Here is a 13621-nt window from a genome sequence, read left to right as displayed (position 1 = left end):
CCGGGCGCACCGGAGCCAGACGAACCCGCTGGGTGCATCGAGCTTTGAGCTCGCGGCGCGTGATTGGGAACTGGCTTGCGGATGAACCATCAAGGCCGGCGACGCAGGGTGCGCCGCCAAGACAGGCCGGATAGATGACCGCAGCCGCAGGTTTACGCCAAAGTGCACGAAAAACCCTTGCCAGAGCGGGGGCATCCATAGATGAACCCAGCACCCTGCTTCCAAAATCCGCCCCGGACTTCGCCCAGTGTCCAGCGACATTCGGAACTGACCCCTTTCCGTCATGAAGAACTGACCCCCATGCCGTTTGCCCTTCAGGCGGTTGCGGGTTGATGCGTCGCAGTGGCCTTTTGCAAAAGGCCACTGCGACGCTTTTCGCGGAGCCGATAGCTGTCTCCGCGGATGGTGATGACGTGGCTGTGGTGGAGCAGCCGATCGAGGATGGCAGTCGCGACGACGGGATCGCCGAAGACCGAGCCCCATTCTCCGACGGCCCGGTTGGAGGTCACGAGCATGGCGCCGCGCTCGTAGCGGCGGCTGACGAGCTGGAAGAACAGATGCGCGGCGTCGGGCTCGAACGGCAGATAGCCGAGCTCGTCAACAATCAGCAGTTTCGGCTTGGCGTAGTGGGTGAGCTTTTCCTCGAGCCGCCCTTCGCCGTGGGCCTTGGCCAGTTGCGCGACCAGCGTCGTCGCCGGCGTGAACAGGACCGAGTAGCCGGTGACGATGGCTTCGCGCCCGAGCGCGACAGCCAGATGGGTCTTGCCCACGCCGGGCGGGCCCAGGAGCAGCACCGCCTCGCCATTGGCGATGAAGCGACCCGTCGCGATCTCGCGGATCTGTGCCTTGTCGAGGGAAGGCTGGGCCCCGAAGTCGAAGCCGGTGAGGTCGCGCACGAAGGGGAAGCGCGCCAGGCCGAAGGACATGTCGATCCGGCGCTGGTCGCGGCGCGCGACCTCGCGCTCGCAGAACAGCGTCAGCGCCTCCCGGATCGTGAGTTCGCGGCGGCCGGCCTCGTCGATCAGGCTGTCGAGTTGATCGCGCAGCGCCGTCAGCTTCAACCGGCCGAGCAAGGCGGTCAGGTGATCATGGTCGTTCATCAGAAGCCTCCCCCGACAACCGCCTCATACTCCGCCAGCGGACGCAGCAACGCAGCCGGCGCTGGCGGCGATCTCGGCGGGGCCAGATGAGCCGGCCGCTCGCGCGTTCCCACGAGCCCGGCCAGATGGGCATCATCGACAATCCGGCCATGGCGCCCCTTCAACTCGGCATGGACGGCCACCTCGCGTCCGCCATGGTGGATACGCACGATCTCGTTGCCGACGGTGACCCGGACGCGCTCGCCGATCAGCCGCCACGGCACCGAATAGGCATTGCCGTCGATCGCCACCGCGCAATCGGCGCCGACGCTGCGCATCAGATCGCGATGCGTCGTGAACGGCGGAACGCCCCTCACGGGCTTGAGGGCCCCGGCCTCCTCGCGCAGGAAGCGATCGATCGGTGCCTCGCCGGTCGTGCCATGAACACGCAGATCGGCGATGTCGCGCGTCCAGGCGTCCAGATGCGCCTCCATCGCGGCCCAGCTGGCGAAGCGTCGGCCGGCAATGGCGTTCCTCTTCACATAGCCGACACCACGCTCGTCCTTACCCTTTGTGCGCGCCCGATACGGCGCACAGGCTCTGATGCGAAAACCCCAATGCTTCGCGAAGGCATGCAGCCTGGGATGAAGAACGACCTCCCGGCTCGATGGATCATGGTGCAAAACGAGCGCGCGGGCATTGTCGAGCAGCACTTCGCGCGCAATGCCGCCGAAGGCCTGGAATGTGCTCTCCATCCCGGTAAACCAACTCTCCTGCTTCTCGTGTCCGAAGGCGCGGACATGAAGCCGGCGCGAATAACCCAGCGTCGCGACAAAGAAGAAAACCTTGGTCGCGACACCGGCGATCTCGACGCGACGCTCACCGAAGTCGATCTGCAGCTGCTCGCCGGGCGGCGTCTCGAACCGAACCGTCGCCCGCGCCTCGGCGACCAACTCCCGGCGCAGCGGCGCCACCGTGCGCTCGACCGTGCGCAGGCTGACATGGATGTCCTTCTCCTGCGCCAGTTCCTGGCGGATCACATCGGCGTTCCCGCGGTGGCGCCGGAATCGCTCGGCCAACCAATCCGACAGACCATCCAGCTTCTTCGAGCGCGACGGCGTCACACAAGCTCGCCAATCGCCGTATCTCAGCCAGCGCTTCACCGTGTTCTTCGAGCAGCCAAGCTCGGCCGCGATCCGCTTCGCGCCCCACCCCAACCCCTTCAGACGCACCATCGCCGACACGTCGTCCGGCGTCTTCATCTCGTCCCTCCGCGGCAAACCCAACCGCGGCGAACTCTGAACCTCTTGCTCTTCCATGCCGACCTCCTCTCCAGAGGGGTCAGTTCCTCATGGCGTCAGGGGGGCAGTTTGTCGTGTCGCCTGACACCCAGGCAGATAGAGCTGCCGATAGCCATCGGAGGCGTCGGCTTGGAACAGCCCGGCATAGCCGGCGAGATGGGTCTGTGGATGCTCGCCCCTGCGGTCGCGGGAGTAATAGAACGCCGCCGCCGGCGGCGATGTCCCACCAAACGGCCTGTCATCGCGGACGTAGACCCAACATCGTCCCGTATCGGTCTTGCCTTTGGCCAGAACCGGCACGGTCGTGTCGTCGCCATGCAGGCGTTCGGCCGCCATGACATGCGCTTCGACCCGCCTCAAAATCGGATCGAGGGCCGCGCAGCCCGACCCCACGGCGTCGGCCATGGTCGAGAGGCTGACCGGAACGCCTTCCAGGGCATAGCGCTCGGCCTGTCGGTTCAAGGGCTGATACTGGCCGAACTTCTCGAACAGGATCATCGCCAGCAGGTTGGCGCCGGCCCATCCACGGGGGATCACGTGGAAGGGCGCCGGCGCCTGGCTGACCTTCTCGCAATCCCGGCAGGTGAACTTCTCCCGCACGGTTTCGATCACCTTCCATTGGCGCGGGATCGCTTCCAGGGTCCGGGTGACATCCTCGCCCAGCTTGCGCAGCCGATTGCCGCCACAGCAGTCGCAGGCCGTCGGTGGGTCGATGACCACGCGCTCGCGCGGCAGGTGATCGGGGAAGGTATTCCGCTCGGGGCGCTTGCGGGTGAACCCCGCCACAAGCGTCGCCTTGGCAACGGCCAGCTCCGCAGCCAGCTCATCTTCCGTGGCACTCGCTTCCAGTTCCTCGAACTGCAGCGCCAGCTGGTCGATGAGGCGCTCCGAGCGCTCGGAGCGAGGGCCGTAGATCTGCCGCTCCAGCTTGGCGATCCGCAGCTTCTGATGGGCGATCAGGGCCAGGTCTTCGGACGCCTTCGCACGCGCCACCGCCAGTTCGGCGGCCACGTCGCGCATCCTCGCGCGCTCGATCGTCAACGCCGCCTTCAGCGCGTCGATATCGTCGGGCAGGTCGGCAAAAGCGGCGGCCATGACCATGAGTGAATCATGAATCGCGCCCGCTGACTCCTAAAAAATGAAGCGTCCCGACCTTACCCGGCGCTGCTTGGTCGCCATGTGTACCGAGGGTTTCGCCAGTCGATGCCGTCGAGCATATAGGCCAGCTGCGCCGCCGAGATCGCGACCACGCCCTCCGTCGGCGACGGCCAGATGAAGCGGCCCTTTTCCAGCCGCTTCGCATAAAGCGACATGCCCAGGCCGTCATTCCAAAGGATCTTGACCAGGTCGCCACGGGCGCCTCTGAAGACGTACAAGTCGCCAGCGTGCGGGTCGCGACCCAGTGCTTCCTGAACCTGAAGGGCCAGCCCTGTCATACCGCGGCGCATGTCCGTCCGGCCCATGGACAGCCACACCCGGACGCCAGACGGAACCGGGATCATCGGCGCTCCAGGGCGTCAACGATGCGACGCAGCGCCTTGCCATCAATACCGGCGTCGACCCGGATGCGGTAGCCACGCGGCAGCTCGATTTCCACCCGACCGGCATCAGACGCAACCGAGCTGGGCTTCTCGTGCTTCTCAGCCTGCTCACCGGTGATCGTGATCGGCAGCAGAGAAGGCCCGCCCGCCCCGGGCTCGGCCAACAATCCATCGCGATACAGCCGGCGCCAGATGAAAAGAAGGTTCGTGTTGACGTCATAGCGCCGCGCAATCACCGACACCGACGCTCCGGGTTCCAAAGAAGCCGCGACGATCTCCCGCTTCTGCGCGTCGCTCGCATTGCCTCGCCCGAAATGCTCCTTGATGGTCGATCGTTGCCTCATCTGATCTGCTCCCTATCGGGCACGGCTGTCGGGGGCGACGATGAGGCGGGTGAGCATGGCGACGCGCGATGAATTGCTGACGGCGCTGACGGGTCGCTATCAAAGTAGCAGGCGTCAGGAGAAGGGCCGCATCCTCGACGAGTTCGCAGCCATGACGGGCCACCATCGCAAGCACGCTATGCGACTTCTGCGGGCGGGAGCGTGCGATCGTCGGAACGGTCCGCGACCGCATCGGCGGCTTTACGACGACGCGGTACGCGAGGCGCTGATCGTGCTTTGGGAAGCGTCCGATCGCATCTGCGGCAAGCGGTTGAAGGCGCTGATTCCGACGCTCGTGCCGGCGATGGAGCGTCATGGTCATCTCGATCTGTCGCCTGCGATCCGTGCCGCGCTTCTCGCTGTCAGTGCGGCGACGATCGACCGCGCGCTTCGCCTGCAGCGTGAGCGAGCCGGCGCCAGCCCACGTCGGCGCTCCTCGCCTTCGGCGCTTCGCCGCTCCATTCCGGTTCGTACTTTCGCTGACTGGGGCGATCCGCCGCCGGGATACATCGAGGCCGACCTCGTGGCCCATTCTGGCCCCACCGCGGCGGGCTCCTTCGTGCAGACGCTGGTGCTGACGGACATCGCTACGGGCTGGACCGAATGCGCGCCGTTAATCGTGCGCGAGCAGATGGTGCTCATCGGCGTGCTCGACCAATTGCGGGCGATGATGCCGTTCCCGCTTCTGGGGTTCGACGTCGACAACGACACCGTATTCATGAACGAGACCGTGCGGGATTATTGCCGTGACGCAGGCATCACGCTCACCCGCTGCCGGCCGTATCGAAAAAACGATCAGGCCCATATCGAGCAGAAGAACGGCGCTGTGGTGCGTCGCATTGTGGGTTATCGTCGCCTGGAGGGGATGGAAGCCGCGCGCGAGCTGGCGCGCCTTTACGCGACGACACGGCTGTTCGTGAACGCCTTCCAGCCCTCGTTCAAGCTGATAGAGAAGGACCGGGACGGCGCCAGGGTACGCAAGCGCTACCATCCGCCGATGACGCCTTGCGATCGACTTCTACGGGATCCGCACACAAGCGAGGAGACCCGCCGCCAAGTCGAAATATTGCGCGCTGATCTCGATCCCGTGCGGCTGCTGGCCGAAATACGGGAACAGCAGAGGACGTTGGTGGCGATCGCCGATGGTACCGCCGCCAGCGGGGTGAGGGCGGCACCCGTTCCGATCGATGCATTCCTTGCGGGGTTGCGCGTAGCCTGGCAAACGGGCGAGGTTCGCCCGACAGCTCAGAACAAGCCGAAGCAGAAACGCGGTCGACGCCGTCCTGACCCTCTCGCTGCCGTCAGCAATGAGCTGCAAGCATGGTTCGAGGCCGATCCATCACGCTCGGGCGGCGAACTTCTGGCGAGGCTCCAGACCGTCCATCCCGGCCGTTATCCTGACGCCCTGCTTCGGACCGTTCAGCGTCGATTAAAAAGCTGGCGCAGCGCGATGGCCACCGCGCTGGTCTTCGGGATGCCCGTAGCCGAGGGCCAGGCCGGCACACCCTCGGGAGTATTTAGGTGAGGCAAACGCCGCCGAGTTCGGGAACAAAACCGAATGAGGCTATACGTAGTCCCATCCTGATTGTCGCGCGGCAACAAGCGCCGATACAGAAGCCGCAACCGCATCGAGATCATGTTCGGCCGCCTCAAGGACTGGCGCAGCGTCGCAACCCGATACGACCGATGCCCAACGGTCTTCTTCTCCGCCATCGCACTCGCAGCCACCGTAATTTTCTGGCTCTGATCAACGAGTCCTGACCCTAGCTCGCCGACACTTGGTGGCCCTGACCGCGCAATCTATCGTATTCGGTCCCGGCATATCATCACAATACACAGCGTGCGCGAGGCTAAAATCTATCTTGATGGGACTCGCGCAAATCAAACCTATCGCCTCAGTTCGACCGACGAGGAGTGGCCGAAGAGGCCCTTATCTCTGCTTCGAGTTCCATCTCGAGACGGCTGCGGTCGGCATCTGCAACCTCTTTGGCGACACGCTTCGACAGCTCGGCCAACATCTCCTTCAACGATTCATCTCCTTCCAGGACATCATCGTAAAGATCCAACATCTCCTCGCTGGTCGCGACGGCGGTCAGGTAGGTCGAGACCATCACGGCTTCCGACACTGCGATGTGTCCAACGCCGCGGTGATAGCCCAGCCGCAGAATGGCATGGGCGCCCGCGCTGACCATTTCCCGAACTTGCGCGTTTGTCAGCTGGCCATGCGGCTCCCTGCTCTCCTGAGCGTCCTGGATTTTCCTACAACGAACACTCTGTTGGGATCTCGCCGGCCGCTGAAAGCGATTTAGCCTGGTCATTTTTCACCTCTTGCTATCATTGGTTGCCGAAGTCATCGCACCGCTGGGCGGCCAGACGCTTGCCGATGCCCCGTTGCTCGTGTTGAAAGTGGCGACGATCGTCCGCGATCAGGCCACTTGCACTCGAAAGTTCGATGTCCACTCTCCCCGACGTAGCGACAATCGACTGGTTCGAGCTGGGCCAGATTGTCCGCGAAGCGCTGAAAACGACACGTTTCGGTGCCAAGCGGAGTGTGTACGCGGCGTTTGCCGAAGGCCGGAACGTGGGCATTCAAGCCGTACAGCGTTCGGTCAGCTCGGCCGAGTTCCTGACCGACTTCGTCGAGGATATCGATCCCAAGCTCGCCTTGGACCTGCGGGCGCAGCCGCTTCAGGCTGTCCTGACGCTGGCGAAGTGGTCCAACTACGGCCCGGATGATGCCATCAAGGCTGGAAGGCGATTGATCGACAGGAAGCTCACGGTTCAAGAGCTCGAAAGCGAGGAGCGAACTGCCAGGCTGTCGGGTGAGCATGTCGTCGGCGCTTCGCCGGCGGACCGGCGGAAGTTCCACACCGGTCAGATCGCAAAGCTTGTTCGATCCGAATATGGTCCTGACTGGACGCTGGCCTGGGCCGCTCGCGGCTGGTCCCCAGTCGGCTTCAAGAGCTTGCGCCTGCCCGGCCCTCTCGGCGTATTCACCAGCATACCGGGACTGCAACTGGGTTTCGTGTCGAATTCGACCCAGCTGCCCCTCCTCGCCGCAGTCGAGATCCGCCTCGACGACCCGGCTAGGCAGCAATACGTCTCGCTGTCGAACCTGTTTGCTTTGATCGGCTATGCCGCGATCGGCTACCATGTCGCCTGCTTCGCCTCTTCCGCCACGACCGTCGAGATCATGGAAGACGCCTTGCGGAAGATCGAGGCTCCCAATGGGACCGTCCTCGAGCGGATCAGGATCTTTCTTTACGCCTGAAAGCGACCGCAGATCACAATCCAATCGTGTGTCTGCGCTCCCGGTCTGAGCGGGCACGATCAGCGACTTGTCGGGCTGACAGCGGCCGTAGAGCACAATCACTTCTCCGCCTGATCCAGCCGAGAGCCCATCTGGCCCGCGTGACTGGCCATCACCTTGTCGAAGTCGTCCAGGCTCACATCCATCTGAACAACGTCCATGCCTTCAGGCAGAGGGCTCGCCGAAGTGCGGCGGTCAGGTTGTTCGGAGCTGCCAACCCATGCGGCTCCAGCTTCCCAGACCGCGTCTGCCGAGGCGTTCTCTTCAACCGCCACGCCCTTCCCCTCGTCTCCCTCGTCATCGGCGTGGTGGTCATTCGGACCGCCACCGCTTTTGTCACCCGCTTTAGCACGGGGACGAGAGGCCTTCAGCGCGCCACTATCGCACTCGGTCTTGAGGCGCGTGTACACGGCCTCGGCGTTCGCACGCTCCTCGGAGGTGCACGCCCCCGCCCTGGCCTTGACATACTCCTCGACGAAATCCCGCGGCTGCCAGCCGGAGGAGTATGCCCTCGCGATCGCACGGCCCTGCTGGCGCCGGACTGTGTCGAGGTTGAGCCAGGGCGGCTCGGCTGCGAGGATCGCGGCCAACGCGGCTGCGCTCGCCTTCTTGTCGATGCTGACGTTCTGCGTGTCGATCGGCTTGGCCATTCTGGCAACTCCAACTGATGAGACGACAGCCTAGCAAATTCGACGCGGGAAGTCGACTCATCCTGTCGAGGCGTGCTAAAAGAAGTGAAGGAATACCAAACGCATTACGCACCGCGGTGCTGACGAATTACTGGCGCGCTTCGGCGCCCCCCTATCTAAATCACTGAAATCATTAGCAGCCCTGGAGGCAAACGACATGGCCAGCAAGCGCGAATTCAGGGTCAAGCTCGAAAGCGACGTCGCCGATCTGGTCGAGGAGATCGCTCGCCGCAAGCGCAGTTCTGTATCGGACGTGATCGGTGACTCGCTGCGGCGGGAGCTGCTGGACAAGCCGCGTCTGGGAGCCCTGATTGCCTCCCTGGAGGATCGCACCGGCCAGTTTGCGGCGATCGAGCGCTCGCTCGGCATCATCGCCGATTTCGTTGTCGATCAGGCCAGCGCGTCCGGGGCTGCCTGAGCCATGCCGAAAAGCGGAGCCACAATGTATTTCGAGACGGCTTCCTGTCTCGCCAAGCTGGCGACGCCTGGCAGCGCAGACGTGCGGATACCGCTGGCCACGAGCAGCTTCGCCACCACCAACGCCGCGGTTCGAAATGGCTTTCCCAAAACGGCGGCTCTGCCATGAGCTGCGTAGCCATTGCGTCGGTAGGGTACTATCAGCGCCAGGCCGATCAGACCGCGCGCGAATTGGCGGCCTTCGCCTCGGGTGTGGATGCCGATCTGCTGCGGACGGCACGGTCAAACTACTACGACAATGGTACCGCAGGCGCGACTGAGCTCTCGATCGACGGGGCGTTCGGCACCTTCGCGGTCCTACAAAGAGACCTTGAGCTGGTCACCGCCAGCGGCAAGACGGGGGTCGATCCGTTCCGCGACCTCATCGACGGCGCGCCCGCGCACCCCGATGTCGTGCGCGCTCTCGCTGCCGGGCGCGACCCAGGCACACGGAAAATTCTCGTCGAAACCACCCATCACAGCCGGGTCGCTGGCTATGATCTGCAGCTCTCGGCGCCAAAATCTGTCAGCATCCTTGCTTTACTCGGCTCTGAGGAGATCCGCCGTTCGATCATCCGAGCCCATGACCGGGCAATCCGCGCAGTCCTCGACTACATCGCGCGCGAGGGACTGTTTCAGTGTCGCACCGGTAAGGGCGGAGCGCACCGGAGCGGCGCGCGGAAACTCGTCGCCACTCTCTATCGACACTACACCTCGCGGAAAAACGACCCGCAGCTGCACACCCACTGCGTCCTTTTCAACGTCGCAATACGCGAGGACGGCACGATCGGCGGGATAGACAACCTCCAGATCAAGCGGTTCGGCGGCGCCATTGAGGCGCTATATCGATGCGAACTGGCAGCAGGGCTTCGCCAGAGCCTCCATATCGAAGTGGTCCACCACGAGCGCAACTTCGAGATTGCCGGGTTCGACAGGGCGTTGGTCGAAGCATTCTCCAAGCGCCGGCTAGATATCCTGGCGGTTGCAGCTGCCGAGCAGTTCTCAACCGCTATGGATCGTGGCGCCGCGCAACGCGCTTCCTATAAGACACGACCCCGGAAGGATGACAGTCTGGACTTGGCGACGCTGCAACGACACTGGATTGCAGAGCTTGCGGCATTCGGCCTGACACCGGACAGCCTCGTGGACCGGGTACGCGCGAGTTCGGAAGCCGTCAGGTTGATGCGTTCAAGGGCCGAATTCGACCGTGATGCCGATCGTCGCACGCGCATGGCCGAGCTGATTCAGAAGAATGTTATCGTGACGCAACCACACCTGTTGCGCATCTGCGCCGAGGCAGGCCAGATCGACATGACGCTCGAACAGGCCCTTTCGTCGGCGCAAACGGTCGCAGATTCACTCGTTAGACTGCCAACCACTACAGACAGCCCGCCGCTTTACCTCGATTCCATCGCCATCAAGTTAGAGCACGCGATGCTGAAGTCGGCGCATTCGTGCGTTGGCCGGTGGCAGCCACCTCCCGACATCGCCATCCAGGCAGCAATCGAGGCGGCCAAAAGTCTGTCACAGGAACAGGCTGACGCCGTTCGCTGGGTGCTCCGCGGAGACGGCATCGTCTGCCTGGAGGGTTCGGCGGGATCCGGAAAGAGCCGATCCTGTAGCGTCGTCGTCGATGCCTTGGAGGCGTCCGGCTTCGAGGTGACGGTGCTATCTCCGAGCTGGCGCGCCACTGATGTCGTGCGTCGCGAGACCGGTGTGCTCTCGGAACGCGCCATGGCGCTACAGGGTTTCTCACTGGCTTTGGCGAACGGGAGCCAGAAACTGACGTCCCAGTCAGTCATCCTGATCGATGAGGCAGGGATGGCCGGCCTCGTCGACGTCTCCATCCTCGTCGAGGCAGTCGCACAAGCTGGCGCCAAAGCCATTTTCGTGGGCGACACGCGTCAACTCCAGCCTGTCTCGGCAGGCGCGCCGATGTCGGCACTGGCGAAATTGCTTGGATCTCAACGCATCAACACGATCAAACGCCAACGCGAACCCTGGATGCAGGAAGCCTCGATGGCCATGGCGGCCGGTGATGGCGCGCGCGGAATTGAAGCTTATTTCGAACGGGGCGCGATCCGACCCCATGCGTCGCGCGCCCACACGCTCGTTGCCGCCATGCTCGACTATGTCGAAGGCCTGCCACAGGACGAGCCCGAACGGCTGATACGTGCAGGCGAACCGTCCCGGATCCTCCTCGCCGACTGGAACAAGGATGTCGCCGATCTGAACATGTTGGTGCGCGGGACGATGGTGGCGAGAGGGCTGATCGCGCCGGACGGTGTCACGTTTGACGCCATTCCCCGCGGCGGCCGCAACGATCGTAAGCCGGTCCCACTCACGCTGGCCGCCCATGACCGGATTATCTTCGGCGAGCGGATTAGGGTCGATGACATCACCGTATTCAATTCTGATCTGGCTACCGTGACCGACGTTCGACACGGTAGCAAAGAGCCGATCCTTTCCATCCGTCTCGATCGCCGTGCGGACGATGGTAGCATCATCGCCTTCAGCGCGCCGATCAGTCGGCTCGTAAGGCCGCGTAGAGAACCCGGCTCGGCGCCGGCACCCAGGATCCAGCACGCTCACTGCCTTACATGCCACGCGGCACAGGGCATGACGGTCGACAGCGTCGTCATCGCGAACCTGCGCGGGATGGCTGCGGAGGACACCTATGTCGCAATGACACGGCACCGGGACACCGTGACAATGCATCTCGATGAGCAGCGGATCATCGACAACACGACGCCGGCGAGGATCGACTTGTCTCGAGCCGGGACGCTACGGACCGCCGAGGATAGTGACATCGGGGTCCCACCGAACGATCCTGAACTGCATGACGCGGTCCACGCGCGCAGGCGAGATGCCCTCGTCTTGCAGTCACTGAAGCGCGAAGCAAGCCGCCGCAACAGCAAGACATCCCCATCCGACTATGTTCCGGATCTCGATCACTGGTTGAAAAGCTCCGATCCTGTCAGATCCCTTCAGCTTGGACTCAAGCCCGCGGCGATGGACGTCCAGATCCGTGAACGTATGGTCGTTCGGCAGACAAGACCTCAATCTCGAACATATTCCTTTGCCGATCCTCTCGCATTCACGCCGGAAGAGGCGGCGATAGTCTCGCGCCAATCCGTTCCCGACCTGCTCCTTGGCAAGCTCGACTGCCGCGAAATCCCGGTCCCAGCCGAAACTGGGAACAGCACAACGCGCATGTTCGAGCATAGCAAAACCGGTGTTAGGGTGGCACTGGGCAAGGCAGACGCGATCGTCTGGGCCTCTGAAGCGCCAACTACAGAGGCTCTGCCAACCTCGGAACCGCAGTTGGTCAAGATCGTCATGGCTCTGGCCAAGGCGACGATCACCCAGGCCCGGCGCCTCATCCGCACCGTGTGCGCCATCTGGCAAGACAACCCGCTCGCCGCCGCCGCCCGTCGCGCAGCGGCACGACGTGCGGCGTCGACATCACCTTACCCGTCCGCGCCTTCCATTGTAGCGGCTCGCATGACGGCAACCGGCGCCAGCGTGACGGAGGAGGAGCTGATCGCCGAGCAAGCGCTGGAGGATGACGAACGGTCCATTGCAAGGCACCGTTCAGTCCGACACAGGCTACGCCAATCCCTGCAATCGGTCGCTCCCGTGCGAACCAACACTATGGTCATCGCGATTTCGGAAGAGGAGATTCTCGCCGAGCAGGCGCAGCGGGACAACGAACGCACGGTTGCCAGACACCGTTCGGCTCGGCACAGGTTGCGCCAATCCCTGCGATCGGCCCTTCCAGCTCGAACGATGGGCTCACTAATCACGGCTTCGGAAGAGGAGGTTCTCGCCGAACAGGCGCGGCAGGATGACGAGCGGACGGTGATACGCCACCGGTCGGCCAGGCAGGGGCTGCGCCAAACCCTGCGAGCTCCCGAGGTCGAAGGAGCGAGACGTGTCGCGCCAATCGCCATGGATGAGCCGGACCGACTGCCCTCCCCTGCAATCCAACCTGAGCAAGTCGAGGCCAAGCAAGCTCCGTCCACAGGCGCAGATACCACTCGCCTCGATCACCTTGGCCAGAACGAAATGGCGCAAGACCGCTCGAGCGCGGTGCCCGACGACCCGGCGGATAGACATCGGATTGCGGGGCGGCCGGTCGCGACCGCATCCGACAAGCAGCCGGCACCAATATCCCCCGCCACCACGGCACCCGCTCCGCCACCGCTGGGAAATCCCGCCACTCAAAACCGGGGTTCATGGGCTCACCGGAGTAAGAAGCTGGTTCAGCCGGTCACGAGGTTGCTCATCGGACTTCTCGACAAGCCCATTCCCGATACAGCACCGGAATCAACGAAAGATAGCCCGCCCACATTGACAGCGGAGAACGCTGCCAACCAACGCGTACGATCACAGGCCGCTGTCGACGCAACCGTCGGCTCTCATGGCATGGCCGATAGTGGCGCGCTCGTGCAAAAGCCCGAGCCCCCGCCCCGCGCTGCACCGGCGCGCGGACCGGGTGTTGGCGCTGCTGCGAAGCAGCCCCTTCCCAACGATGGCGTCTCCCCTTCAGGCCTGACTGCGCCGGCAAACCCCGGTGCATCGGCCACCAAAAGCCGTAGCCATCCTCAACGTCGATCACCATTTCCAGGACTCGACCCAGACAAAATGGTTATTCGGGAGTACGATGGATTCTTAAATGAAATCAGAAGGAGCGACACCAAAGCATCGACATCGGGCGCCGCTTCGGCCGCAATTGCCACGAAGCCCGGTATTTCCAAGAGCAATCTTGAGCAGTCCGCGGCGGAGGAAAACCAGCCTGCCACTCACGACGTCAATTCAAAGCGCGAGGGGCCAGATTTCGTCTAGAGGCACTATCGCAT

The 13621-nt window shown here is 63.5% G+C and carries 11 protein-coding genes and 2 pseudogenes; 6 read left to right on the top strand and 7 right to left on the bottom strand.

The window, feature by feature from the left end; translation table 11 throughout:
- Positions 1-314 precede the first annotated feature (314 nt).
- From istB to tnpA, 5 genes and pseudogenes are all read right to left on the bottom strand, one after another.
- Entirely contained in the window at positions 315-1100 is a 786-nt protein-coding gene (gene istB / locus SJY11_RS12735) for an IS21-like element helper ATPase IstB (protein WP_100959046.1), read from the bottom strand.
- Entirely contained in the window at positions 1100-2398 is a 1299-nt protein-coding gene (gene istA, locus SJY11_RS12730) for an IS21 family transposase (RefSeq protein WP_371126197.1), read from the bottom strand. The genes istB and istA overlap by 1 nt, the downstream gene beginning before the upstream one ends.
- Positions 2399-2437: 39 nt before the next feature.
- Positions 2438-3475, bottom strand: a pseudogene (gene tnpC, locus SJY11_RS12725) (IS66 family transposase); the annotation flags it as partial.
- A 59-nt stretch (positions 3476-3534) separates the two neighbouring features.
- Positions 3535-3882 (bottom strand): IS66 family insertion sequence element accessory protein TnpB, encoded by a 348-nt coding sequence (tnpB, locus tag SJY11_RS12720; protein WP_376986986.1) that lies wholly within the window; start codon positions 3880-3882, stop codon positions 3535-3537.
- Positions 3879-4265 carry an IS66-like element accessory protein TnpA gene (tnpA, locus tag SJY11_RS12715; protein ID WP_376986984.1) on the bottom strand — a complete coding sequence of 129 codons (387 nt, stop codon included), beginning with the start codon at positions 4263-4265 and terminating at the stop codon, positions 3879-3881. Before tnpA ends, tnpB begins: the two co-directional genes overlap by 4 nt.
- A gap of 40 nt (positions 4266-4305) precedes the next feature.
- On the opposite strand from tnpA, the gene SJY11_RS12710 reads away from it, so the two are divergent.
- Both SJY11_RS12710 and SJY11_RS12705 read left to right on the top strand, forming a co-directional pair.
- Positions 4306-5829, top strand: coding sequence for an integrase catalytic domain-containing protein (locus tag SJY11_RS12710; RefSeq protein WP_376986983.1), 1524 nt, complete (start codon positions 4306-4308; stop codon positions 5827-5829).
- Between the two features lie 72 nt (positions 5830-5901).
- Positions 5902-6051: pseudogene (locus SJY11_RS12705) on the top strand (transposase); the annotation flags it as partial.
- A gap of 148 nt (positions 6052-6199) precedes the next feature.
- Here SJY11_RS12705 and SJY11_RS12700 read toward each other — a convergent pair.
- Positions 6200-6622: a hypothetical protein gene (locus tag SJY11_RS12700; protein ID WP_376986982.1), complete on the bottom strand. Its 423-nt coding sequence runs from the start codon at positions 6620-6622 to the stop codon at positions 6200-6202.
- Between the two features lie 134 nt (positions 6623-6756).
- On the opposite strand from SJY11_RS12700, the gene SJY11_RS12695 reads away from it, so the two are divergent.
- The gene (locus tag SJY11_RS12695; protein WP_376986981.1) at positions 6757-7575 is read left to right on the top strand and encodes a hypothetical protein; all 819 of its coding nucleotides are present in this window, start codon (positions 6757-6759) and stop codon (positions 7573-7575) included.
- 98 nt (positions 7576-7673) lie between these two features.
- Here SJY11_RS12695 and SJY11_RS12690 read toward each other — a convergent pair whose 3' ends face one another.
- Positions 7674-8264, bottom strand: coding sequence for a hypothetical protein (locus SJY11_RS12690; protein ID WP_376986980.1), 591 nt, complete (start codon positions 8262-8264; stop codon positions 7674-7676).
- 196 nt (positions 8265-8460) lie between these two features.
- On the opposite strand from SJY11_RS12690, the gene SJY11_RS12685 reads away from it, so the two are divergent.
- From SJY11_RS12685 to mobF, 3 genes are read left to right on the top strand one after another with little or no spacing between them, the layout of a single operon-like run.
- The gene (locus SJY11_RS12685; RefSeq protein WP_376986979.1) at positions 8461-8721 is read left to right on the top strand and encodes a hypothetical protein; all 261 of its coding nucleotides are present in this window, start codon (positions 8461-8463) and stop codon (positions 8719-8721) included.
- Between the two features lie 24 nt (positions 8722-8745).
- The gene (locus tag SJY11_RS12680) at positions 8746-8889 is read left to right on the top strand and encodes a hypothetical protein (protein WP_376986978.1); all 144 of its coding nucleotides are present in this window, start codon (positions 8746-8748) and stop codon (positions 8887-8889) included.
- Positions 8886-13607 (top strand): MobF family relaxase, encoded by a 4722-nt coding sequence (gene mobF, locus SJY11_RS12675; RefSeq protein WP_376986977.1) that lies wholly within the window; start codon positions 8886-8888, stop codon positions 13605-13607. Before SJY11_RS12680 ends, mobF begins: the two co-directional genes overlap by 4 nt.
- The last annotated feature ends 14 nt before the right edge of the window (positions 13608-13621 follow it).

This window comes from Allobosea sp. R86505, assembly GCF_042466375.1.
GTDB lineage: Bacteria > Pseudomonadota > Alphaproteobacteria > Rhizobiales > Beijerinckiaceae > Allobosea.
This window is presented reverse-complemented; position numbering and strand designations above follow the sequence as displayed.

Excerpts from the sequence above, each read along its gene's own strand:
- istB (WP_100959046.1), bottom strand. The coding sequence starts at position 1,100 with ATGAACGACCATGATCACCTGACCGCCTTGCTCGGCCGGTTGAAGCTG.
- istA (WP_371126197.1), bottom strand. The coding sequence starts at position 2,398 with ATGGAAGAGCAAGAGGTTCAGAGTTCGCCGCGGTTGGGTTTGCCGCGG.
- tnpB (WP_376986986.1), bottom strand. The coding sequence starts at position 3,882 with ATGATCCCGGTTCCGTCTGGCGTCCGGGTGTGGCTGTCCATGGGCCGG.
- tnpA (WP_376986984.1), bottom strand. The coding sequence starts at position 4,265 with ATGAGGCAACGATCGACCATCAAGGAGCATTTCGGGCGAGGCAATGCG.
- SJY11_RS12710 (WP_376986983.1), top strand. The coding sequence starts at position 4,306 with ATGAGGCGGGTGAGCATGGCGACGCGCGATGAATTGCTGACGGCGCTG.
- SJY11_RS12700 (WP_376986982.1), bottom strand. The coding sequence starts at position 6,622 with ATGACCAGGCTAAATCGCTTTCAGCGGCCGGCGAGATCCCAACAGAGT.
- SJY11_RS12695 (WP_376986981.1), top strand. The coding sequence starts at position 6,757 with ATGTCCACTCTCCCCGACGTAGCGACAATCGACTGGTTCGAGCTGGGC.
- SJY11_RS12690 (WP_376986980.1), bottom strand. The coding sequence starts at position 8,264 with ATGGCCAAGCCGATCGACACGCAGAACGTCAGCATCGACAAGAAGGCG.
- SJY11_RS12685 (WP_376986979.1), top strand. The coding sequence starts at position 8,461 with ATGGCCAGCAAGCGCGAATTCAGGGTCAAGCTCGAAAGCGACGTCGCC.
- SJY11_RS12680 (WP_376986978.1), top strand. The coding sequence starts at position 8,746 with ATGTATTTCGAGACGGCTTCCTGTCTCGCCAAGCTGGCGACGCCTGGC.
- mobF (WP_376986977.1), top strand. The coding sequence starts at position 8,886 with ATGAGCTGCGTAGCCATTGCGTCGGTAGGGTACTATCAGCGCCAGGCC.